This window comes from Algoriphagus antarcticus (genome assembly GCF_002150685.1).
In the GTDB taxonomy this organism is placed as follows: domain Bacteria; phylum Bacteroidota; class Bacteroidia; order Cytophagales; family Cyclobacteriaceae; genus Algoriphagus; species Algoriphagus antarcticus.
This window is the reverse complement of the sequence record NZ_MSSW01000002.1, coordinates 222,861-238,341: the sequence shown is the minus strand read 5'-3', so window position 1 is coordinate 238,341 and position 15,481 is coordinate 222,861. Positions and strand designations below refer to the sequence as shown.

Annotated in this window: 29 protein-coding genes; all 29 read left to right on the top strand. The window is 40.9% G+C overall.

The genetic code is table 11. From position 1 onward, the window contains the following. Positions 1–229: 229 nt before the first annotated feature. The 29 genes from rpsL to rpsM all read left to right on the top strand — a co-directional run bounded on the left by rpsL (position 230) and on the right by rpsM (position 15,481). On the top strand, positions 230–655 hold the full coding sequence (gene rpsL, locus BVH04_RS02240; RefSeq protein ID WP_086539695.1) for a 30S ribosomal protein S12: 426 nt from the start codon (positions 230–232) through the stop codon (positions 653–655). 17 nt (positions 656–672) lie between these two features. After that, positions 673–1,140, top strand: coding sequence for a 30S ribosomal protein S7 (rpsG, locus tag BVH04_RS02235; RefSeq protein WP_086539694.1), 468 nt, complete (start codon positions 673–675; stop codon positions 1,138–1,140). Between the two features lie 4 nt (positions 1,141–1,144). Further along, positions 1,145–3,268, top strand: a complete 2,124-nt coding sequence (fusA, locus tag BVH04_RS02230) for an elongation factor G (protein ID WP_086539693.1) — start codon at positions 1,145–1,147, stop codon at positions 3,266–3,268. A 12-nt stretch (positions 3,269–3,280) separates the two neighbouring features. After that, positions 3,281–3,586, top strand: a complete 306-nt coding sequence (rpsJ, locus tag BVH04_RS02225; protein ID WP_008203035.1) for a 30S ribosomal protein S10 — start codon at positions 3,281–3,283, stop codon at positions 3,584–3,586. A gap of 237 nt (positions 3,587–3,823) precedes the next feature. Next, positions 3,824–4,456, top strand: coding sequence for a 50S ribosomal protein L3 (gene rplC / locus BVH04_RS02220; RefSeq protein WP_086539692.1), 633 nt, complete (start codon positions 3,824–3,826; stop codon positions 4,454–4,456). Positions 4,457–4,459: 3 nt separating this feature from the next. Beyond that, positions 4,460–5,089 (top strand): 50S ribosomal protein L4, encoded by a 630-nt coding sequence (gene rplD / locus BVH04_RS02215; protein WP_086539691.1) that lies wholly within the window; start codon positions 4,460–4,462, stop codon positions 5,087–5,089. Between the two features lie 4 nt (positions 5,090–5,093). Continuing rightward, complete coding sequence (gene rplW / locus BVH04_RS02210) at positions 5,094–5,381, top strand: 50S ribosomal protein L23 (protein ID WP_086500264.1); 288 nt, start codon at positions 5,094–5,096, stop codon at positions 5,379–5,381. A 13-nt stretch (positions 5,382–5,394) separates the two neighbouring features. After that, on the top strand, positions 5,395–6,219 hold the full coding sequence (gene rplB, locus BVH04_RS02205; protein ID WP_086539690.1) for a 50S ribosomal protein L2: 825 nt from the start codon (positions 5,395–5,397) through the stop codon (positions 6,217–6,219). Between the two features lie 2 nt (positions 6,220–6,221). Next, positions 6,222–6,500 carry a 30S ribosomal protein S19 gene (gene rpsS / locus BVH04_RS02200; RefSeq protein ID WP_057939455.1) on the top strand — a complete coding sequence of 93 codons (279 nt, stop codon included), beginning with the start codon at positions 6,222–6,224 and terminating at the stop codon, positions 6,498–6,500. Positions 6,501–6,502: 2 nt separating this feature from the next. Next, positions 6,503–6,895, top strand: coding sequence for a 50S ribosomal protein L22 (gene rplV / locus BVH04_RS02195; protein ID WP_086539689.1), 393 nt, complete (start codon positions 6,503–6,505; stop codon positions 6,893–6,895). A 9-nt stretch (positions 6,896–6,904) separates the two neighbouring features. Continuing rightward, positions 6,905–7,636, top strand: coding sequence for a 30S ribosomal protein S3 (rpsC, locus tag BVH04_RS02190; RefSeq protein WP_086500275.1), 732 nt, complete (start codon positions 6,905–6,907; stop codon positions 7,634–7,636). Between the two features lie 23 nt (positions 7,637–7,659). Then, entirely contained in the window at positions 7,660–8,082 is a 423-nt protein-coding gene (gene rplP / locus BVH04_RS02185; protein WP_086539688.1) for a 50S ribosomal protein L16, read from the top strand. 5 nt (positions 8,083–8,087) lie between these two features. After that, positions 8,088–8,270, top strand: coding sequence for a 50S ribosomal protein L29 (gene rpmC / locus BVH04_RS02180; RefSeq protein ID WP_086500279.1), 183 nt, complete (start codon positions 8,088–8,090; stop codon positions 8,268–8,270). Between the two features lie 18 nt (positions 8,271–8,288). After that, positions 8,289–8,552 carry a 30S ribosomal protein S17 gene (gene rpsQ, locus BVH04_RS02175; RefSeq protein ID WP_086539687.1) on the top strand — a complete coding sequence of 88 codons (264 nt, stop codon included), beginning with the start codon at positions 8,289–8,291 and terminating at the stop codon, positions 8,550–8,552. 2 nt (positions 8,553–8,554) lie between these two features. After that, positions 8,555–8,923 carry a 50S ribosomal protein L14 gene (gene rplN / locus BVH04_RS02170; protein ID WP_086539686.1) on the top strand — a complete coding sequence of 123 codons (369 nt, stop codon included), beginning with the start codon at positions 8,555–8,557 and terminating at the stop codon, positions 8,921–8,923. Between the two features lie 2 nt (positions 8,924–8,925). Beyond that, positions 8,926–9,270 carry a 50S ribosomal protein L24 gene (gene rplX, locus BVH04_RS02165; protein WP_086539685.1) on the top strand — a complete coding sequence of 115 codons (345 nt, stop codon included), beginning with the start codon at positions 8,926–8,928 and terminating at the stop codon, positions 9,268–9,270. Beyond that, positions 9,263–9,823: a 50S ribosomal protein L5 gene (rplE, locus tag BVH04_RS02160; protein WP_086539684.1), complete on the top strand. Its 561-nt coding sequence runs from the start codon at positions 9,263–9,265 to the stop codon at positions 9,821–9,823. Before rplX ends, rplE begins: the two co-directional genes overlap by 8 nt. A 2-nt stretch (positions 9,824–9,825) precedes the next feature. Beyond that, the gene (gene rpsN / locus BVH04_RS02155; RefSeq protein ID WP_086539683.1) at positions 9,826–10,095 is read left to right on the top strand and encodes a 30S ribosomal protein S14; all 270 of its coding nucleotides are present in this window, start codon (positions 9,826–9,828) and stop codon (positions 10,093–10,095) included. Between the two features lie 82 nt (positions 10,096–10,177). After that, positions 10,178–10,573 (top strand): 30S ribosomal protein S8, encoded by a 396-nt coding sequence (rpsH, locus tag BVH04_RS02150; RefSeq protein WP_086539682.1) that lies wholly within the window; start codon positions 10,178–10,180, stop codon positions 10,571–10,573. A gap of 9 nt (positions 10,574–10,582) precedes the next feature. Beyond that, positions 10,583–11,140, top strand: a complete 558-nt coding sequence (gene rplF / locus BVH04_RS02145) for a 50S ribosomal protein L6 (protein ID WP_086539681.1) — start codon at positions 10,583–10,585, stop codon at positions 11,138–11,140. A 6-nt stretch (positions 11,141–11,146) separates the two neighbouring features. Continuing rightward, entirely contained in the window at positions 11,147–11,497 is a 351-nt protein-coding gene (rplR, locus tag BVH04_RS02140) for a 50S ribosomal protein L18 (RefSeq protein WP_086539680.1), read from the top strand. 6 nt (positions 11,498–11,503) lie between these two features. After that, a complete protein-coding gene (gene rpsE / locus BVH04_RS02135; RefSeq protein ID WP_086539679.1) occupies positions 11,504–12,022 on the top strand; it encodes a 30S ribosomal protein S5 in 519 nt (172 codons plus the stop codon). A 5-nt stretch (positions 12,023–12,027) separates the two neighbouring features. Beyond that, positions 12,028–12,207, top strand: coding sequence for a 50S ribosomal protein L30 (gene rpmD, locus BVH04_RS02130; protein ID WP_057939441.1), 180 nt, complete (start codon positions 12,028–12,030; stop codon positions 12,205–12,207). Positions 12,208–12,209: 2 nt separating this feature from the next. Next, a complete protein-coding gene (gene rplO / locus BVH04_RS02125; protein ID WP_086539678.1) occupies positions 12,210–12,656 on the top strand; it encodes a 50S ribosomal protein L15 in 447 nt (148 codons plus the stop codon). A gap of 4 nt (positions 12,657–12,660) precedes the next feature. Further along, positions 12,661–13,980 (top strand): preprotein translocase subunit SecY, encoded by a 1,320-nt coding sequence (gene secY / locus BVH04_RS02120; RefSeq protein WP_086539677.1) that lies wholly within the window; start codon positions 12,661–12,663, stop codon positions 13,978–13,980. Positions 13,981–13,982: 2 nt separating this feature from the next. Further along, the gene (gene map, locus BVH04_RS02115) at positions 13,983–14,756 is read left to right on the top strand and encodes a type I methionyl aminopeptidase (protein WP_086539676.1); all 774 of its coding nucleotides are present in this window, start codon (positions 13,983–13,985) and stop codon (positions 14,754–14,756) included. Between the two features lies 1 nt (position 14,757). Beyond that, entirely contained in the window at positions 14,758–14,976 is a 219-nt protein-coding gene (gene infA / locus BVH04_RS02110; protein WP_057939437.1) for a translation initiation factor IF-1, read from the top strand. A 7-nt stretch (positions 14,977–14,983) separates the two neighbouring features. Further along, the gene (gene rpmJ, locus BVH04_RS02105; protein ID WP_075349342.1) at positions 14,984–15,100 is read left to right on the top strand and encodes a 50S ribosomal protein L36; all 117 of its coding nucleotides are present in this window, start codon (positions 14,984–14,986) and stop codon (positions 15,098–15,100) included. A gap of 3 nt (positions 15,101–15,103) precedes the next feature. Next, positions 15,104–15,481: a 30S ribosomal protein S13 gene (gene rpsM / locus BVH04_RS02100; protein WP_086539675.1), complete on the top strand. Its 378-nt coding sequence runs from the start codon at positions 15,104–15,106 to the stop codon at positions 15,479–15,481.

Below are 15,481 nucleotides of genomic sequence, written 5' to 3'. Positions count from 1 at the left end.
ACTAGTTTGTATCAAGGTGTGTAAATGAATTGTCCAGAAGCCATATACTAAATTCAGTTTAATTTTTGACGTTTTACACTTTATAGCAATCAGCATTTAGTTCGTTCTAAAAGATGTCGTTTTGAGTCCTTTAAAAATATAACTGCTTAGCTTTGTTACTCTTATTACTTTGGTTACCTTTGCAGTCCAAAATTTAACAGTTTACGGGAAAACTAAATTTTATCAGTTAATGCCTACTATTCAACAGTTAGTACGAAAAGGTAGAACTACACTGGAGACCAAATCAAAATCTAGAGCCTTGGATTCTTGTCCACAGCGAAGAGGAGTTTGTACCAGAGTATACACTACAACCCCCAAGAAGCCAAACTCTGCAATGAGAAAAGTGGCGAGGGTAAGATTGACCAACGGAAAAGAAGTGAATGCTTACATTCCTGGAGAAGGTCACAATCTACAAGAGCACTCGATCGTCTTGATCAGAGGTGGTCGTGTGAAAGATCTACCAGGTGTGAGATATCACATCATCCGTGGTGCACTAGATACCGCAGGAGTTAAAGACCGTAAGCAAGGTCGCTCTAAGTATGGTGCCAAAAGACCTAAAGCTGGAAAAGGTGCTCCAGTGGCTGCGGGTAAAGGTGCCCCAGCAAAGAAAAAATAATCTAACATTTAGGAAAAATGAGAAAAGCGAAACCAAAGAAGAGATATATTCTTCCTGATCCAAAGTTCAATGACACCCTAGTAACTAGGTTTGTGAACAATCTTATGGTAGATGGGAAGAAGAGTATTGCTTACAGAATTTTCTACGATGCAGTAGAGAAGGTAGAATCCAAGGTAGGTGAGAATGGTCTTGAAATTTGGAAAAAAGCGCTAAACAATATTTCTCCATCCGTAGAGGTGAAGAGTCGTAGAGTTGGTGGTGCTACATTCCAGGTTCCAATGGAAGTCAGACCTGACAGAAAGATTGCCTTAGGAATGAAATGGATGATCAGCTATGCCAGAAGAAGAGGAGAGAAAACAATGATGGATAGACTTGCTGGCGAAATTATCGCTGCTTCCAAAGGCGAAGGCGCCGGAGTGAAGAAGAAAGATGATACGCACAGAATGGCTGAAGCCAACAAAGCATTCTCTCACTTTAGATTTTAATTAGATGGCTAAACGAGATTTAACACTTACCAGAAACATTGGTATTGCCGCGCACATCGATGCAGGTAAGACAACTACGACAGAGCGAATACTTTTTTATTCTGGTGTATCTCACAAAATAGGTGAGGTTCACGACGGAGCAGCTACCATGGATTGGATGGCTCAGGAGCAGGAAAGAGGGATTACTATTACCTCTGCTGCAACTACCGTGTTTTGGAATTACAGAGAGAAAAAATACCAGATCAACATCATCGATACTCCCGGTCACGTTGATTTTACTGTTGAAGTAAACAGATCACTTCGTGTTCTCGATGGATTGGTATTTTTGTTCAGTGCAGTAGATGGGGTAGAACCTCAATCTGAGACTAACTGGAGACTTGCGGATAACTATAAAGTTGCTCGTATAGGATTCGTAAATAAAATGGACCGTGCAGGTGCAAACTTCTTAGAGGTTTGTAAGCAGGTGAAAGAAATGCTAGGCAGCTATGCTGTTCCTTTGCAACTTCCTATCGGTGCAGAAGACACCTTCAAGGGTGTAGTTGATTTGATCAACAACCGAGCAATCGTATGGAATGAGGATGATTTCGGGATGACTTTCGAAGAAGTTCCTATTCCAGAAGATATGCTTGAAGAAGTTGCTGAATGGAGAGAACATCTCTTAGAAGCAGTAGCGGATTATGACGAATCATTGATGGAGAAATTCTTCGATGACTCTGAATCTATTACTGCCGCGGAAATCCTTGCAGCTTTGAGAAAAGCTACAATTGACATGAAGATAGTACCAATGGTATGTGGATCTTCATTCAAGAACAAAGGAGTTCAAACTATGCTTGATCTAGTTATGGAATTGCTTCCTTCTCCAATGGACAAGGACGATATCTTTGCTCATGATATAGATGATGAGGAAGTAGAGGTAAGAATCTCTCCTGACGAAACAGAGCCTTTTACAGGACTTGCTTTCAAAATTGCTACTGATCCATTTGTAGGTCGTCTTTGTTTCGTAAGAGCATATTCTGGAATTTTGAATTCTGGTTCTTATATATTCAATAGCCGTTCTGGAAATAAGGAGCGTATCTCTAGAGTATTCCAAATGCATGCTAACAAGCAAAACCAAATCGATGCGCTAAGAGCTGGAGATATTGGTGCAGTGGTAGGCTTTAAAGATATCAAGACTGGTGATACACTTTGTGACGAAAGTAGAAAGGTAGTGTTGGAATCAATGGTTTTCCCTGAGCCAGTTATCGGTTACGCGATCGAGCCAAAGACTCAGGCTGACGTTGATAAGCTAGGCATGGCAATCGCCAAACTAGTAGAAGAAGATCCAACTCTTGTAGTAAATACAGATCATGAAACTGGTCAGACTATCTTGAGAGGTATGGGTGAGCTTCACTTGGATATCATTATCGATCGTATGAAGAGAGAGTTTAAGGTTGAAATCAACCAAGGCGCTCCACAGGTAGCTTATAAAGAAGCTTTATTCGGATCTATTGACCACAAGGAGGTTTACAAGAAGCAAACAGGTGGTAAAGGTAAATTTGCCGATATTTCATTCGAACTTGGTCCTAAGGATCCCGATCCTGAAACTGGTGAGATCAAGCCAGGACTTGACTTCGTAAACGGCATCGTAGGTGGTGTGATTCCTAAAGAATTCATTCCTTCCATCCAGAAAGGTTTTGCTGAGTCTATGAAAAACGGACCATTGGCTGGATATCCTATCGAGTCAATGAAAGTGAGATTGTACCACGGTTCATTCCACGACGTCGATTCAGATGCTCTTTCATTCGAATTGGCAGCTAGACTTGGTTTCAAAGATGCAGCCAAAAGATGTAAGCCAATGTTGCTAGAACCGATCATGTCTGTAGATGTGGTGGCTCCAGATGAATACACTGGCCCTATCACTGGTGATTTGAACAGAAGAAGAGGTGTGATGCGAGGGATGGATACAAAAGGAACATCTAGCGTAGTTAGAGCTGCAGTGCCATTGTCAGAGTTGTTTGGTTACATTACTGACCTTAGAACGATCACATCTGGTAGAGCGACAGCCTCATTGACATTCTCTCACTATGAGCCAGTGCCTAACAATATTGCCGAAGGTGTAATTGCTACAGTAAAAGGTCAGAAGGTCTAAATAATATTTGCGATGAATCAGAAAATCAGAATAAAACTAAAATCATACGATCACAGCCTGGTGGATAAGTCATCAGAGAAGATTGTAAAGGCAGTGAAAGCCACTGGTGCAGTAGTTGTAGGACCAATTCCATTACCTACTAAGAAGGAGAAATTCACAGTATTGAAGTCTCCACACGTAAGTAAAAAAGCCAGAGATCAATATCAACTTTGTACATACAAAAGATTGGTTGATATCTATTCTAACTCTTCTAAAACGGTAGATGCTTTGATGAAAATCGAGCTTCCAAGTGGAGTAGATGTAGAGATCAAAGTTTGATCGGTCTGGATTAACATATTAAAGACCTGCTTTTCGAAGCAGGTCTTTTTGCTTAAACGGGTTGATAGGGGGACTATAGAGGTATAAAACCCTGAGTCCCAATTGAAATATTTTCCGATACAGCTAAAATTTAGGATTTCGAATTTGTTGCAGAATTTTATTTCAGTAACTTTGCAGTCCTTTAAAAGGAGCCCCGGCAGATAAATGCTTGTGGGTTATTATATTATCTTATAAAAGATGTCTGGTATAATAGGTAGAAAAGTAGGAATGACTAGCATTTTCAGTGCCGATGGACGTAACGTCGCATGCACGCTAATAGAAGCTGGTCCTTGTGTAGTTACGCAAGTAAAAAACGTTGAGACAGACGGGTACAACGCCGTGCAGTTGGGTTATGGTGAGCGTAAAGAGAAAAATACGCCAAAACCATTGATCGGTCATTTTAAAAAGGCTGGTACAACTCCAAAGCGCAAAGTTGTTGAGTTCAGAGATTTCCGGATCGAGTTTGAAGGTCAGGTAAATCTAGGAGCTACTGTGAAGGCTGGTGAAGTGTTTATCGAGGGTGACTTCGTAGATGCAATCGGAACTTCAAAAGGTAAAGGATTCCAGGGTGTAGTAAAGCGTCATGGTTTTGCTGGTGTGGGTGGACAAACTCACGGTCAGCATAACAGAGGTAGACACCCAGGTTCAATTGGTGCATGTTCTTGGCCATCCAGAGTATTCAAAGGAATGAGAATGGCTGGTAGAATGGGCGGAGACAGAGTGAAGGTTGTCAACCTTAAGGTGTTGAAAATCTATGCTGACAAAAACCTATTATTGGTTTCTGGTTCTGTACCTGGTCCTAAAAATTCTTTCGTTATTCTAGAGAAGTAAGCCATGGAATTAGCAGTAATTAATCAAAAAGGAGAAGACACAGGTAGAAAAATCAGCTTGTCTGATGAGATCTTCGCAATCGAACCTAACGATCACGCGATCTACCTTGATGTTAAGCAGTACTTGGCTAACCAAAGACAAGGTACGCACAAGTCTAAAGAGAGAAATGAGATAGCTGGCTCTACTCGTAAGATCAAAAAGCAAAAGGGTACTGGTAGTGCACGTGCTGGATCTATCAAGTCGCCACTATTCCGAGGAGGAGGAAGAGTATTTGGCCCACAGCCAAGAGATTATTCCTTCAAATTGAATAAAAAGGTAAAACAACTAGCCAGAAAATCCGCACTTACTTATAAAGTGAAGGATAATAGCATATCGGTATTGGAAAGCATCTCATTTGACTCTCCAAAAACTAAGAGCTACATGGCATTGCTTAACGGTTTGTCTCTAGGAGATAAGAAGACGTTACTAGTACTTCCTGAGGAAAATACTAACGTGTTCCTTTCCAGCAGAAACCTACCAAAGGCAAAAGTTGTGACTGTAAATGATGTAAATACTTACCAAGTTCTTAACGCTGATCACCTAGTGATCTGTGAAGGTTCTATCAGTAAGTTGGAAACCATTTTATCGAAATAAGACAATGGATATTCTAAAGCAGCCTTTAATTACAGAAAAGATTTCTGCCATGAACGAAAGAGGCGTTTATGGATTCATCGTAGAAAAAACTGCGAAGAAACCAGAAATCAAACATGCTGTAGAGAAAACTTTTGGTGTGAAAGTGGTTTCTATCAGAACCATCAGATATGCTGCAAAGCACAAATCTAGATACACTAAAGCTAAAGTGGTTTCAGGCTTTACCAATGCTTTTAAGAAAGCAATCGTGCAAGTAGCCGATGGTGAAGTGATTGATTTTTACGGAGAAATTTAATTGAATCTATATCATGGCAATTAAAAAGTTGAAGCCTGTAACTCCAGGGACAAGATTCAGAGTAGCTCCAGCATTTGACGAGATTACTGCGTCAAGGCCGGAAAAATCTCTTCTTGCTCCTATCAAGAAGTCAGGTGGACGAAATAATGAAGGCAAAATGACAGTCCGCAATATTGGCGGTGGTCATAAGAGAAGGCTACGAATTGTAGACTTCAAAAGAACCAAGTTTGGTGTACCAGCAGTAGTGAAATCTATAGAGTACGATCCAAACAGAACAGCACGTCTCGCCCTACTATATTATGCAGATGGTGCCAAGGCCTACATTATCGCCCCGGAAGGTTTGTCAGTAGGACAAACAGTGATTTCCGGTGAGCAAGTTGCTCCAGAAGTGGGCAACGCGATGCCAGTGGTCAATATTCCTATGGGTACAATAGTACACTGCGTGGAATTGAAGCCGGGTAAAGGTGCCGCAATGGTAAGAAGTGCTGGAGGTTATGCACAGATCGTAGCCCGTGATGGGAAGTACGTGACTGTAAAGCTTCCATCTGGTGAGATGAGACTTGTACTAAATACATGTATGGCAACTGTTGGAACTGTTTCCAATGGTGATCACATGAACGTAGTATTGGGTAAAGCCGGTCGTAAAAGATGGCTTGGATCAAGACCTCGTGTAAGAGGTGTTGCGATGAACCCAGTAGATCACCCGATGGGTGGTGGTGAAGGTCGTTCTTCTGGAGGACACCCTAGATCTAGAAAAGGTCTATTGTCTAAAGGTAAGAAGACAAGATCTCCTAAGAAGTATTCAAACAAGTTCATCGTAAGCAAAAGATCTAAATAATTATGGCACGTTCATTAAAAAAAGGTCCTTATATCGAGCACCATCTTGTAAAGAAAGTGGATGCTCAGAACGAATCAGGAAAGAAATCGGTAATCAAGACTTGGTCAAGAAAATCGATGATTTCTCCGGATTTCGTAGGACATACCTTCGCTGTGCATAATGGGAATAAATTCATTCCAGTATTTGTAACAGACAACATGGTAGGTCATAAGCTAGGTGAATTTGCTCCTACCAGAAATTTCAGAGGCCACATTGCCAAAAAAGATAAAGGAAAGAGATAATCATGGAAGCATTAGCAAAATTAAATAATGTCCCTACATCTCCGCGTAAGATGCGCCTTGTGGCTGACCTTGTCAGAGGCAAGAGAGTAGGATTGGCACTTACCATATTGAAATTCACTCCTAATCATGGAGCGATTCGACTTGAGAAGTTGTTGCTTTCCGCTGTAGCCAACTGGCAAGCGAAAAATCCTGACGCCAAACTGGAGGAAGCTGACCTTTTCATCAAAACTTTAATGGTAGATGAAGGTAGAATGCTTAAGAGATTGAGACCAGCACCTCAAGGTAGAGGTCACAGAATCCGCAAGAGATCAAATCATGTAACCCTAATAGTTGATTCATTCAACGATCAGGTTGTTACCGCTGATGTAGTAGAAACAAACGAAAAGGCAAATTAAGAACAGACTATGGGACAAAAGATAAACCCAATAGGATTTAGACTTGGTGTAGTCAAAGGCTGGGATTCCAACTGGTATGGTGGGAAAGACTTTGCTGAAAAGCTATATGAAGATCAAAAAATCCGTAAGTACGTCCTTGCCAGAATTCCTAAGGGAGGTATATCTAAAGTGATTATCGAGCGTACGCTCAAGAGAATCACTCTTACGATACATACTGCCCGTCCAGGTGTTGTAATTGGTAAAGGTGGAGCCGAAGTAGATAAGCTGAAAGAAGAACTTAAGAATATCACCAACAAGGATATTCAGATTAATATCTTCGAAATCAAGCGTCCTGAATTGGATGCGAAATTGGTAGGTGAATCAATCGCTCAGCAGCTTCAAGCAAGAATTTCTTTCAGAAGAGCAATGAAGCAAGCTATCGCAGCATCCATGAGAGTGGGAGCGGAAGGAATAAAAGTTAAACTTTCTGGACGTCTAGGCGGAGCTGAAATGGCCCGTTCTGAAATGTACAAAGAAGGAAGAATTCCTCTTCATACCTTGAGAGCAGATATAGATTACGCACTTTCAGAAGCCCTAACGGTTTATGGATTGATCGGAATCAAAGTTTGGATCTTCAAAGGTGAAGTGTACGGTAAAAGAGATCTTTCTCCAAATCAGGGAGCTGCTAATGAGCCTAAAGGTGCTCGTAATGCTGGCCCTAAGAGAAATGATGGTCCAAGACGAAGAAAAAGAAATAACTAATTTTCACCCATAAGTGAGAACTCATGTTACAGCCAAAAAGAACTAAATATAGGAAAATGCAAAAGGGGCGTGTCAAAGGCATTGCACAAAGAGGGCACACGCTTTCTTTTGGCAACTTTGGCGTCAAGTCCCTTGAGCCAGGATGGATCACATCCCGTCAGATCGAGGCAGCTCGTATCGCAATGACGAGAGCAATGAAAAGAGAAGGACAGGTTTGGATCAGAATTTTCCCTGATAAGCCTATCACTAAAAAGCCCGCAGAGGTTCGTATGGGTAAAGGTAAAGGTGCTCCCGAGTATTGGGTGGCCGTTATCAAGCCTGGAACGATCCTTTTCGAAGCTACAGGCGTAAGCCTGGAAACAGCTAAGGAGGCGTTGAGACTTGCACAGCAAAAGTTGCCTGTAAGTACCAGATTTGTTGTTCGTAGAGATTACGCTGAATTATAAGCACTATGAAAAATACAGAGATCAATTCACTCTCAAACAGTGAAATCGCCGAGCGACTTGTCGCTGAGCAGGAGAATCTAACCAAACTTAGGTTTGCGCACTCGATATCTCCTATAGAGAATCCTAACAGAATCCGCGAGACCAAGCGCTTTATCGCAAGATTAAAGACTGCATTGGCTGCCAAATAACTAGCTAACAAAAAGAATATGGCTACGATAGAGAGAAATCTTCGAAAAGAAAAAGTTGGTAAGGTGGTAAGTAACAAGATGGATAAGTCCATTACTGTAGTAATTGAGCGTCGCGTAAAGCATGCTATCTACGGTAAGTTTGTTACCAAAACAACCAAATTTATGGCTCATGACGAGACAAACGAGTGTAACCCAGGTGACCTTGTAAAAATAAGCGAAACTCGTCCGCTGAGTAAGAACAAGCGTTGGAGAGTTGTTGAAATTATTGAAAGGGCTAAGTAATTATGATCCAGCAAGAATCTAGACTAAGCGTAGCGGATAACTCTGGTGCCAAAGAGGTACTGGTAATCCGCGTATTGGGAGGAACAAAGAAGAGATATGCTTCTATCGGCGACAAAGTCGTTGTGACAGTGAAATCAGCTTTGTCTTCCAGCAGCATGAAAAAAGGTACCGTGTCAAGAGCGGTAATCGTGCGTACTCGTAAAGAAATAAGAAGAAAAGACGGTTCTTATATTCGATTCGAGGATAATGCAGCTGTGCTATTGAACAACAACGACGAGCCAAGAGGCACGCGTATCTTCGGCCCAGTGGCTAGAGAGTTGAGAGATAAGCAGTTTATGAAAATCGTTTCATTGGCTCCTGAAGTATTGTAATCATGGAAAGAAAAGTGAACAAACAAACAAAGCTCCACATCAAAACTGGTGACACTGTAAAAGTGATCGCAGGTGATGATAAAGGCAAAACAGGAAAAGTTCTTTCCGTAGATAAGCTGAAAAGCAGAGCAATCGTTGAGGGTCTTAATATGATCACCAAACACGTGAAGCCTACTGCAGCTAAGCCACAAGGCGGCATCGACAAGAAAGAAGCTTCAATGCACATTAGTAACCTGAAGCTTGTAGATCCTAAAACTGGTGAAGCCACTAGAACAGGTCGCAAAGCAGGTGAAAATGGTAAATTAGTAAGATACTCTAAGAAAACTGGGGAGGTAATCAATGGCTAATCCAAGAATCAAGCAAAAATATGTGGACGAGATCGTCCCAGCATTGAAAGAGAAATTTCAATACTCTTCAGTAATGCAAGTACCTAAGTTGGAGAAAATTGTTCTCAATAAAGGTATAGGTGCAGCTGTAGCTGATAAGAAATTGGTTGACCAAGGTGTAGAAGAGCTTTCTTTGATCACTGGTCAGAGAGCCGTTTCGACTATTGCAAAGACTTCTGTTTCCAACTTCAAGTTGAGAGAAGGAATGCCTATCGGAGCTAAAGTTACTTTGAGAGGTCAAACGATGTATGAATTCCTTGATCGTCTAATTACTATTGCACTTCCACGTGTAAGAGATTTTAAAGGTATTTCTGATAAAGGTTTTGACGGAAGAGGTAATTACACACTAGGTGTGCAAGAGCAAATTATCTTCCCTGAGATCAGCATTGAGAAAGTCAACAGAATCTCCGGTATGGACATCACTTTCGTGACTTCTGCTAAAACAGATGAAGAAAGTTTAGAATTGTTTAAGGCTTTCGGAATGCCTTTCGTTAAAAAAACTAAAGAAGAATAGTCATGGCAAAAGAGTCAATCAAAGCTCGTGAGAGAAAAAGAGAGCGTCTGGTAGCCAAGTATGCTGATAAAAGAGCCGCGCTGAAAGCAGCAGGTGATTATGAAGCTCTTGACAAATTGCCTAAGAACGCATCTCCAGTAAGACTGCATAACAGATGTAAGCTTACCGGTCGCCCTAAAGGCTACATGAGAAAGTTCGGTATCAACAGGGTAACCTTCAGAGAAATGGCCTCAGCGGGCAAGATCCCTGGAGTCACTAAGTCCAGCTGGTAAAATAACGACAGTAGTTTTTATTCTAAAAATCAATTCGTAACTTTGCACGCCCAAAACGGGTGTAGCTAGACTATAAAATACAATGACTGATCCAATAGCTGATTATCTGACTAGGTTGAGAAATGCCATTAAGGCATCTCACCGAATCGTAGAAATGCCTGCTTCTAACATCAAGAAAGAGATTACAAAAGTGTTGCACGAAAAAGGATACATTCAGAATTACAAGTTTGAAGAAAACGGTCCTCAGGGATCTATCAAAATTGCTCTGAAATTCAATCCTGTTACAAAGCAAAATGCAATTGTAAGCTTGAAAAGAGTTAGTACGCCGGGTTTGAGAAAATATGTGAAACATACAGAGCTTCCAAGAGTAATCAATGGTCTTGGGATAGCAATCGTATCCACCTCTAAAGGTGTGATGACAGACAAAGAAGCCCGTACGGAAGGTGTTGGTGGAGAAGTTCTTTGCTACGTATACTAATTTACTATCATGTCTAGAATAGGTAAAAAACCAATAAATATACCTGGCGGTGTTACTGTAGACGTTACAGCTCATGGAACTGTAACTGTTAAAGGTCCAAAGGGTACACTGGTTCAGGATGTGAATCCTGATATTACAGTGAAAGTAGAAGACAACGAGATCGTTGTCACTAGACCTACAGATTCCAAAAGACACAAGTCTATTCATGGTCTTTATAGATCACTTATCAACAACATGGTGATAGGTGTATCAGAAGGATATAAGAAGGACTTGGAGCTTGTGGGTGTAGGTTACAAGGCGTCTAACCAAGGGCAGATTCTTGAATTGAATCTTGGTTACTCTCACAACATCTTTATGTTGCTTCCTGATGAAGTAGCTATTAAAGCTGAGACTGCAAAAGGTAAGAATCCAATCATTACCTTAGAATCGATAGATAAAGAATTGATTGGACAAGTTGCTGCAAAAATCAGATCACTTCGTAAGGTCGAACCTTACAAAGGAAAAGGTGTGCGCTTCGTTGGTGAACAAGTTAGACGTAAGGCTGGTAAAACTGCCGCTAAAAAATAATAGGTTATGGCATTTAATAAGACTTCCAGAAGACTTAGAATCAAGCAGGGTATCAGAAGAAAGATTTCTGGTACTGATTCCAGACCTCGTTTGTCAGTGTTCAAAAGCAATACTGGCATTTACGCTCAGCTTATCGATGACCTTAAAGGTCAGACTGTGGCACAAGCTTCTTCCAAAGAATTGGGAGAAAAGGCTAACGCCAATGTATCAGTATCCAAAGAAGTAGGTAAAAAACTTGCTGAAAGAGCTGTTGCAAACGGAGTAAATTCCGTAGTATTTGACAGAAATGGCTACTTGTATCATGGGAATGTGAAGGCTTTGGCAGATGGTGCCAGAGAAGGAGGCCTTAAATTTTAATAAGCTATGTCTCAACTAAGAAGAAAGCCTATCAGGGCTACAGATACAGATTTAAAGGAAAAAGTAGTAGCTATCAACCGAGTTGCCAAAGTGGTAAAAGGTGGTAGAAGATTTTCTTTTTCAGCAATTGTTGTAGTAGGCGATGGCCAAGGTGTTGTGGGTTACGGATTAGGCAAAGCCAATGAAGTAACGGATGCAATAACTAAGGGTATCGAAGATGCTAAAAAGAACTTGGTGAAAGTGCCAATTTTGAAGGGTACTATCCCTCACGAGCAAATTGGTAAATTCGGTGGAGGATTTGTTTTGATCAAACCAGCAGCACCAGGTACCGGCGTTATCGCTGGTGGCGCCATGCGAGCGGTTTTGGAGAGTGCTGGCGTTACAGACGTATTGGCCAAATCCAAAGGTTCATCCAATCCACATAACGTGGTAAAAGCTACTATTGAAGCCTTGGTTCAGCTAAGAGATGCTATCGCTGTTTCGCAGCAGAGAGGCGTTAAAATGTCTAAAGTATTTAACGGATAATCATCATGGCTAAGATCAAAATCACGCAAACAAAAAGTACCATCGATAGACCAAAAGATCAAAAAGCAACTATTACTGCTCTAGGTCTAGGTCGTATCAGCAAATCAGTGACCGTAGAGAATACGCCTCAGATTGCCGGTATGGTAAATAAAGTTAATCACCTTGTAAAAGTGGAGGAAGCTTAATTATGAAACTGCACACATTAACACCAGCTGAAGGATCCACCAAAAATCGTAAGAGAATTGGTAGAGGTACAGGTTCAGGTAGAGGTGGAACTTCTACAAGAGGCCACAAAGGAGCTAAATCAAGGTCAGGTTATAAGTCTAAATTAGGTTTTGAAGGTGGTCAAATGCCTCTTCAGAGAAGAGTTCCCAAATTTGGATTTAAAAGCTTGAATAGAGTTGAGTTCAAACCAGTAAATTTGGATACATTGCAAGGCCTTGCTGAGCAATACAATCTTGAAGTAGTAAACATGGAAGCTATGGTTTCTCATGGTATTGCTTCCAAGAATGACAAAATCAAAATCCTCGGTGGAGGTGAATTGAAGTCCAAATTAGACGTATCTGCTCATAAATTTTCGGCAACTGCAGTAGCAGCTATTGAGAATGCAGGTGGAACGGTAAACACAATTTAATTTAATGAAAAAGTTTATTTCGACAGTTAAGAACATTTTCTCTATCGAAGACCTTAGAGTTAGAATCATGAATACGATCGGTTTTCTGATCATATTCAGATTGGGGTCGTTCATAGTTCTTCCTGGTGTTGATCCTTCTCTTTTAGGTGAAGCTCCAGAAGGAATCTTTGGATTGATCGATACCTTCCTTGGTGGAGCGTTCAGTAATGCATCTATCTTCGGTTTAGGCATTATGCCTTATATTTCTGCATCGATTGTGTTGCAGTTATTAACTGTTGGAGTACCATATTTTCAGAAAATGCAAAAAGAGGGTGAGTCAGGAAGAAAAAGAATCAACCAGATCACTCGAGTTTTGACTATCCTGATCACAATAGCACAAGGTATTGGTTATGTTTCCGCTACCATTATTCCTACTGGAGCAGTGATGATTAGCTCTACCTTGTTTATGTTTAGTTCTTTGGTTTTACTTTCCGCAGGTACCATGTTTTGTATGTGGCTTGGAGAGAAGATCACCGAGAAAGGCATAGGTAATGGTATCTCTATGCTAATTATGATCGGTATCATTTCCAGATTCCCTGGCGCTTTAATAGCCGAAGGTTTAGAGAAAGGTACTTCAGGTATGTTGCTTCTTCTTATTGAAGCCGCTGTATTATTCTTCGTAGTAGTTGGGGTGATTGCCTTGACTGAAGCGACAAGAAGAATTCCTGTTCAATATGCTAAGCAAGTAGTAGGGGGTAAAGTTTATGGCGGTCAAAGACAGTATATACCTATTAAGGTGAATGCTTCTGGAGTTATGCCAATTATCTTTGCTCAATCGCTAATGTTCGTTCCAGCATTGATCGCTCAAATTTGGGCATCAGAGAATGACATCGCCAATTACATTGGAGCTACGTTCAGTGATTTCACATCTTGGCAGTACAATCTTCTATTTGCTGCAATGATCATTCTATTCACATTCTTCTATACTGCTATTACAGTTAACCCTGAGCAGATAGCTGAAGATATGAAGAGAAACGGAGGATTTGTTCCGGGCATTAAACCAGGAGCTCCTACTTCGGAATTTATCGACGGAATTATTTCCAAGATTACTCTTCCGGGATCGATTCTCTTAGCTGCGGTAGCTATACTTCCTGCTCTTGCGATTATATCAGGTGTTGGTGGTGAATTTGCTCAGTTCTATGGCGGAACTTCCCTACTTATTATGGTGGGGGTGATCATGGATACACTGAGACAGATTGAAAGCTACTTGTTGATGAGACACTACGAAGGCATGATGAAAAGCGGTAATGTGAAGAATAATCCTTCTAATTACCAAGTCGCCTAAAGATGATTAATTACAAGACTTCTGAGGAAGTTAAGTTAATAAAAGCAAGTGCCGATATACTAGCAAAAGCCCACGGGGAAGTAGCGAAGCATATCAAGGAAGGGGTAAAGACCTCTTTTTTAGACAAAATTGCTGAGGAGTATATCAGGGATCATAATGGAGTTCCTTCATTTAAGGGCTACAATGGATTTCCTGCCTCACTATGTATTTCTGTGAATGAAGTAGTAGTACATGGTTTTCCCAGTGAATATGAATTGAAAGATGGCGATATAATCTCAGTAGATTGTGGAGTCTTTCACCAAGGTTTTCATAGCGATTCCGCTTATACGTACCCTATTGGTGAGGTCTCCCCTGATGTAAAAGCATTATTAAAAGCCACTAAGGATTCACTATACATTGGAATTGAGCAAGCTGTCTTTGGGAAAAGAATCGGTGACGTGGGTAATGCGATTCAGAAGTTTGTAGAAGCCAAAGGCTACACTGTAGTTAGAGAGCTTGTCGGACATGGATTAGGTAAAAATCTCCATGAAGCACCTGAAGTTCCCAATTATGGAAAGAAAGGAAGCGGTCCTTTGCTGAAAGATGGAATGGTGATCGCCATTGAGCCCATGATTAACCTTGGAACACGCAATATTGTCCAAGAGCGAGACGGATGGACTATACGCACAGCGGATAGAAAGCCTTCGGCACATTATGAGCACACAGTAGCGATATTTGAAGATAGAACAGAGGTACTAACCTCTCATAAATACATAGAAGAGAATTTTAAATTCTAATATGGCCAAGCAAACATCAATAGAGCAAGACGGTACGATCAAGGAAGCATTGTCTAATGCGATGTTCAAAGTGGAACTGGAGAATGGGCATCAGCTGATAGCCCATATATCTGGTAAGATGAGGATGAATTACATAAAGATCCTTCCTGGTGATCGAGTTAAATTGGAACTGTCTCCCTATGATTTGAGTAAAGGCAGAATTGTATATCGATATAAATAAGACTGAGATGAAAGTAAAAACATCCATCAAAAAAAGAAGTGTTGACTGCAAGTTAATCCGTAGAAAAGGAGTTTTGTATGTCATCAATAAGAAGAATCCTAAGTTTAAACAAAGACAAGGTTAAATTATGGCTAGAATTGCAGGTGTAGACATACCAGACAATAAGCGTGGCGTAATCGGACTTACCTATATCTTCGGAATAGGTAGATCTGCAGCCAAAGCTATCCTGACCAAGGCCGGTATCTCTTTCGATAAAAAATCAGGTGAGTGGGATGACGATGAGTCAACCGCTATCCGTAACATTATCGCTGAAGAGTTCAGAACCGAAGGTGTATTAAAGTCAGAGATCCAATTGAACATCAAGCGACTACAAGATATCGGTTGCTATAGAGGTTTGAGACACAGAAAAGGACTTCCAGTTCGTGGTCAACATACCAAGAACAACGCCAGAACAAGGAAGGGTAAGAGAAAAACAGTTGCTAACAAGAAAAAAGCAACTAAATAA

What these genes read in the sequence shown, in the direction of transcription:
- rpsL (WP_086539695.1), top strand. Translation starts at nt 230, where the DNA reads ATGCCTACTATTCAACAGTTAGTACGAAAAGGTAGAACTACACTGGAG.
- rpsG (WP_086539694.1), top strand. Translation starts at nt 673, where the DNA reads ATGAGAAAAGCGAAACCAAAGAAGAGATATATTCTTCCTGATCCAAAG.
- fusA (WP_086539693.1), top strand. Translation starts at nt 1,145, where the DNA reads ATGGCTAAACGAGATTTAACACTTACCAGAAACATTGGTATTGCCGCG.
- rpsJ (WP_008203035.1), top strand. Translation starts at nt 3,281, where the DNA reads ATGAATCAGAAAATCAGAATAAAACTAAAATCATACGATCACAGCCTG.
- rplC (WP_086539692.1), top strand. Translation starts at nt 3,824, where the DNA reads ATGTCTGGTATAATAGGTAGAAAAGTAGGAATGACTAGCATTTTCAGT.
- rplD (WP_086539691.1), top strand. Translation starts at nt 4,460, where the DNA reads ATGGAATTAGCAGTAATTAATCAAAAAGGAGAAGACACAGGTAGAAAA.
- rplW (WP_086500264.1), top strand. Translation starts at nt 5,094, where the DNA reads ATGGATATTCTAAAGCAGCCTTTAATTACAGAAAAGATTTCTGCCATG.
- rplB (WP_086539690.1), top strand. Translation starts at nt 5,395, where the DNA reads ATGGCAATTAAAAAGTTGAAGCCTGTAACTCCAGGGACAAGATTCAGA.
- rpsS (WP_057939455.1), top strand. Translation starts at nt 6,222, where the DNA reads ATGGCACGTTCATTAAAAAAAGGTCCTTATATCGAGCACCATCTTGTA.
- rplV (WP_086539689.1), top strand. Translation starts at nt 6,503, where the DNA reads ATGGAAGCATTAGCAAAATTAAATAATGTCCCTACATCTCCGCGTAAG.
- rpsC (WP_086500275.1), top strand. Translation starts at nt 6,905, where the DNA reads ATGGGACAAAAGATAAACCCAATAGGATTTAGACTTGGTGTAGTCAAA.
- rplP (WP_086539688.1), top strand. Translation starts at nt 7,660, where the DNA reads ATGTTACAGCCAAAAAGAACTAAATATAGGAAAATGCAAAAGGGGCGT.
- rpmC (WP_086500279.1), top strand. Translation starts at nt 8,088, where the DNA reads ATGAAAAATACAGAGATCAATTCACTCTCAAACAGTGAAATCGCCGAG.
- rpsQ (WP_086539687.1), top strand. Translation starts at nt 8,289, where the DNA reads ATGGCTACGATAGAGAGAAATCTTCGAAAAGAAAAAGTTGGTAAGGTG.
- rplN (WP_086539686.1), top strand. Translation starts at nt 8,555, where the DNA reads ATGATCCAGCAAGAATCTAGACTAAGCGTAGCGGATAACTCTGGTGCC.
- rplX (WP_086539685.1), top strand. Translation starts at nt 8,926, where the DNA reads ATGGAAAGAAAAGTGAACAAACAAACAAAGCTCCACATCAAAACTGGT.
- rplE (WP_086539684.1), top strand. Translation starts at nt 9,263, where the DNA reads ATGGCTAATCCAAGAATCAAGCAAAAATATGTGGACGAGATCGTCCCA.
- rpsN (WP_086539683.1), top strand. Translation starts at nt 9,826, where the DNA reads ATGGCAAAAGAGTCAATCAAAGCTCGTGAGAGAAAAAGAGAGCGTCTG.
- rpsH (WP_086539682.1), top strand. Translation starts at nt 10,178, where the DNA reads ATGACTGATCCAATAGCTGATTATCTGACTAGGTTGAGAAATGCCATT.
- rplF (WP_086539681.1), top strand. Translation starts at nt 10,583, where the DNA reads ATGTCTAGAATAGGTAAAAAACCAATAAATATACCTGGCGGTGTTACT.
- rplR (WP_086539680.1), top strand. Translation starts at nt 11,147, where the DNA reads ATGGCATTTAATAAGACTTCCAGAAGACTTAGAATCAAGCAGGGTATC.
- rpsE (WP_086539679.1), top strand. Translation starts at nt 11,504, where the DNA reads ATGTCTCAACTAAGAAGAAAGCCTATCAGGGCTACAGATACAGATTTA.
- rpmD (WP_057939441.1), top strand. Translation starts at nt 12,028, where the DNA reads ATGGCTAAGATCAAAATCACGCAAACAAAAAGTACCATCGATAGACCA.
- rplO (WP_086539678.1), top strand. Translation starts at nt 12,210, where the DNA reads ATGAAACTGCACACATTAACACCAGCTGAAGGATCCACCAAAAATCGT.
- secY (WP_086539677.1), top strand. Translation starts at nt 12,661, where the DNA reads ATGAAAAAGTTTATTTCGACAGTTAAGAACATTTTCTCTATCGAAGAC.
- map (WP_086539676.1), top strand. Translation starts at nt 13,983, where the DNA reads ATGATTAATTACAAGACTTCTGAGGAAGTTAAGTTAATAAAAGCAAGT.
- infA (WP_057939437.1), top strand. Translation starts at nt 14,758, where the DNA reads ATGGCCAAGCAAACATCAATAGAGCAAGACGGTACGATCAAGGAAGCA.
- rpmJ (WP_075349342.1), top strand. Translation starts at nt 14,984, where the DNA reads ATGAAAGTAAAAACATCCATCAAAAAAAGAAGTGTTGACTGCAAGTTA.
- rpsM (WP_086539675.1), top strand. Translation starts at nt 15,104, where the DNA reads ATGGCTAGAATTGCAGGTGTAGACATACCAGACAATAAGCGTGGCGTA.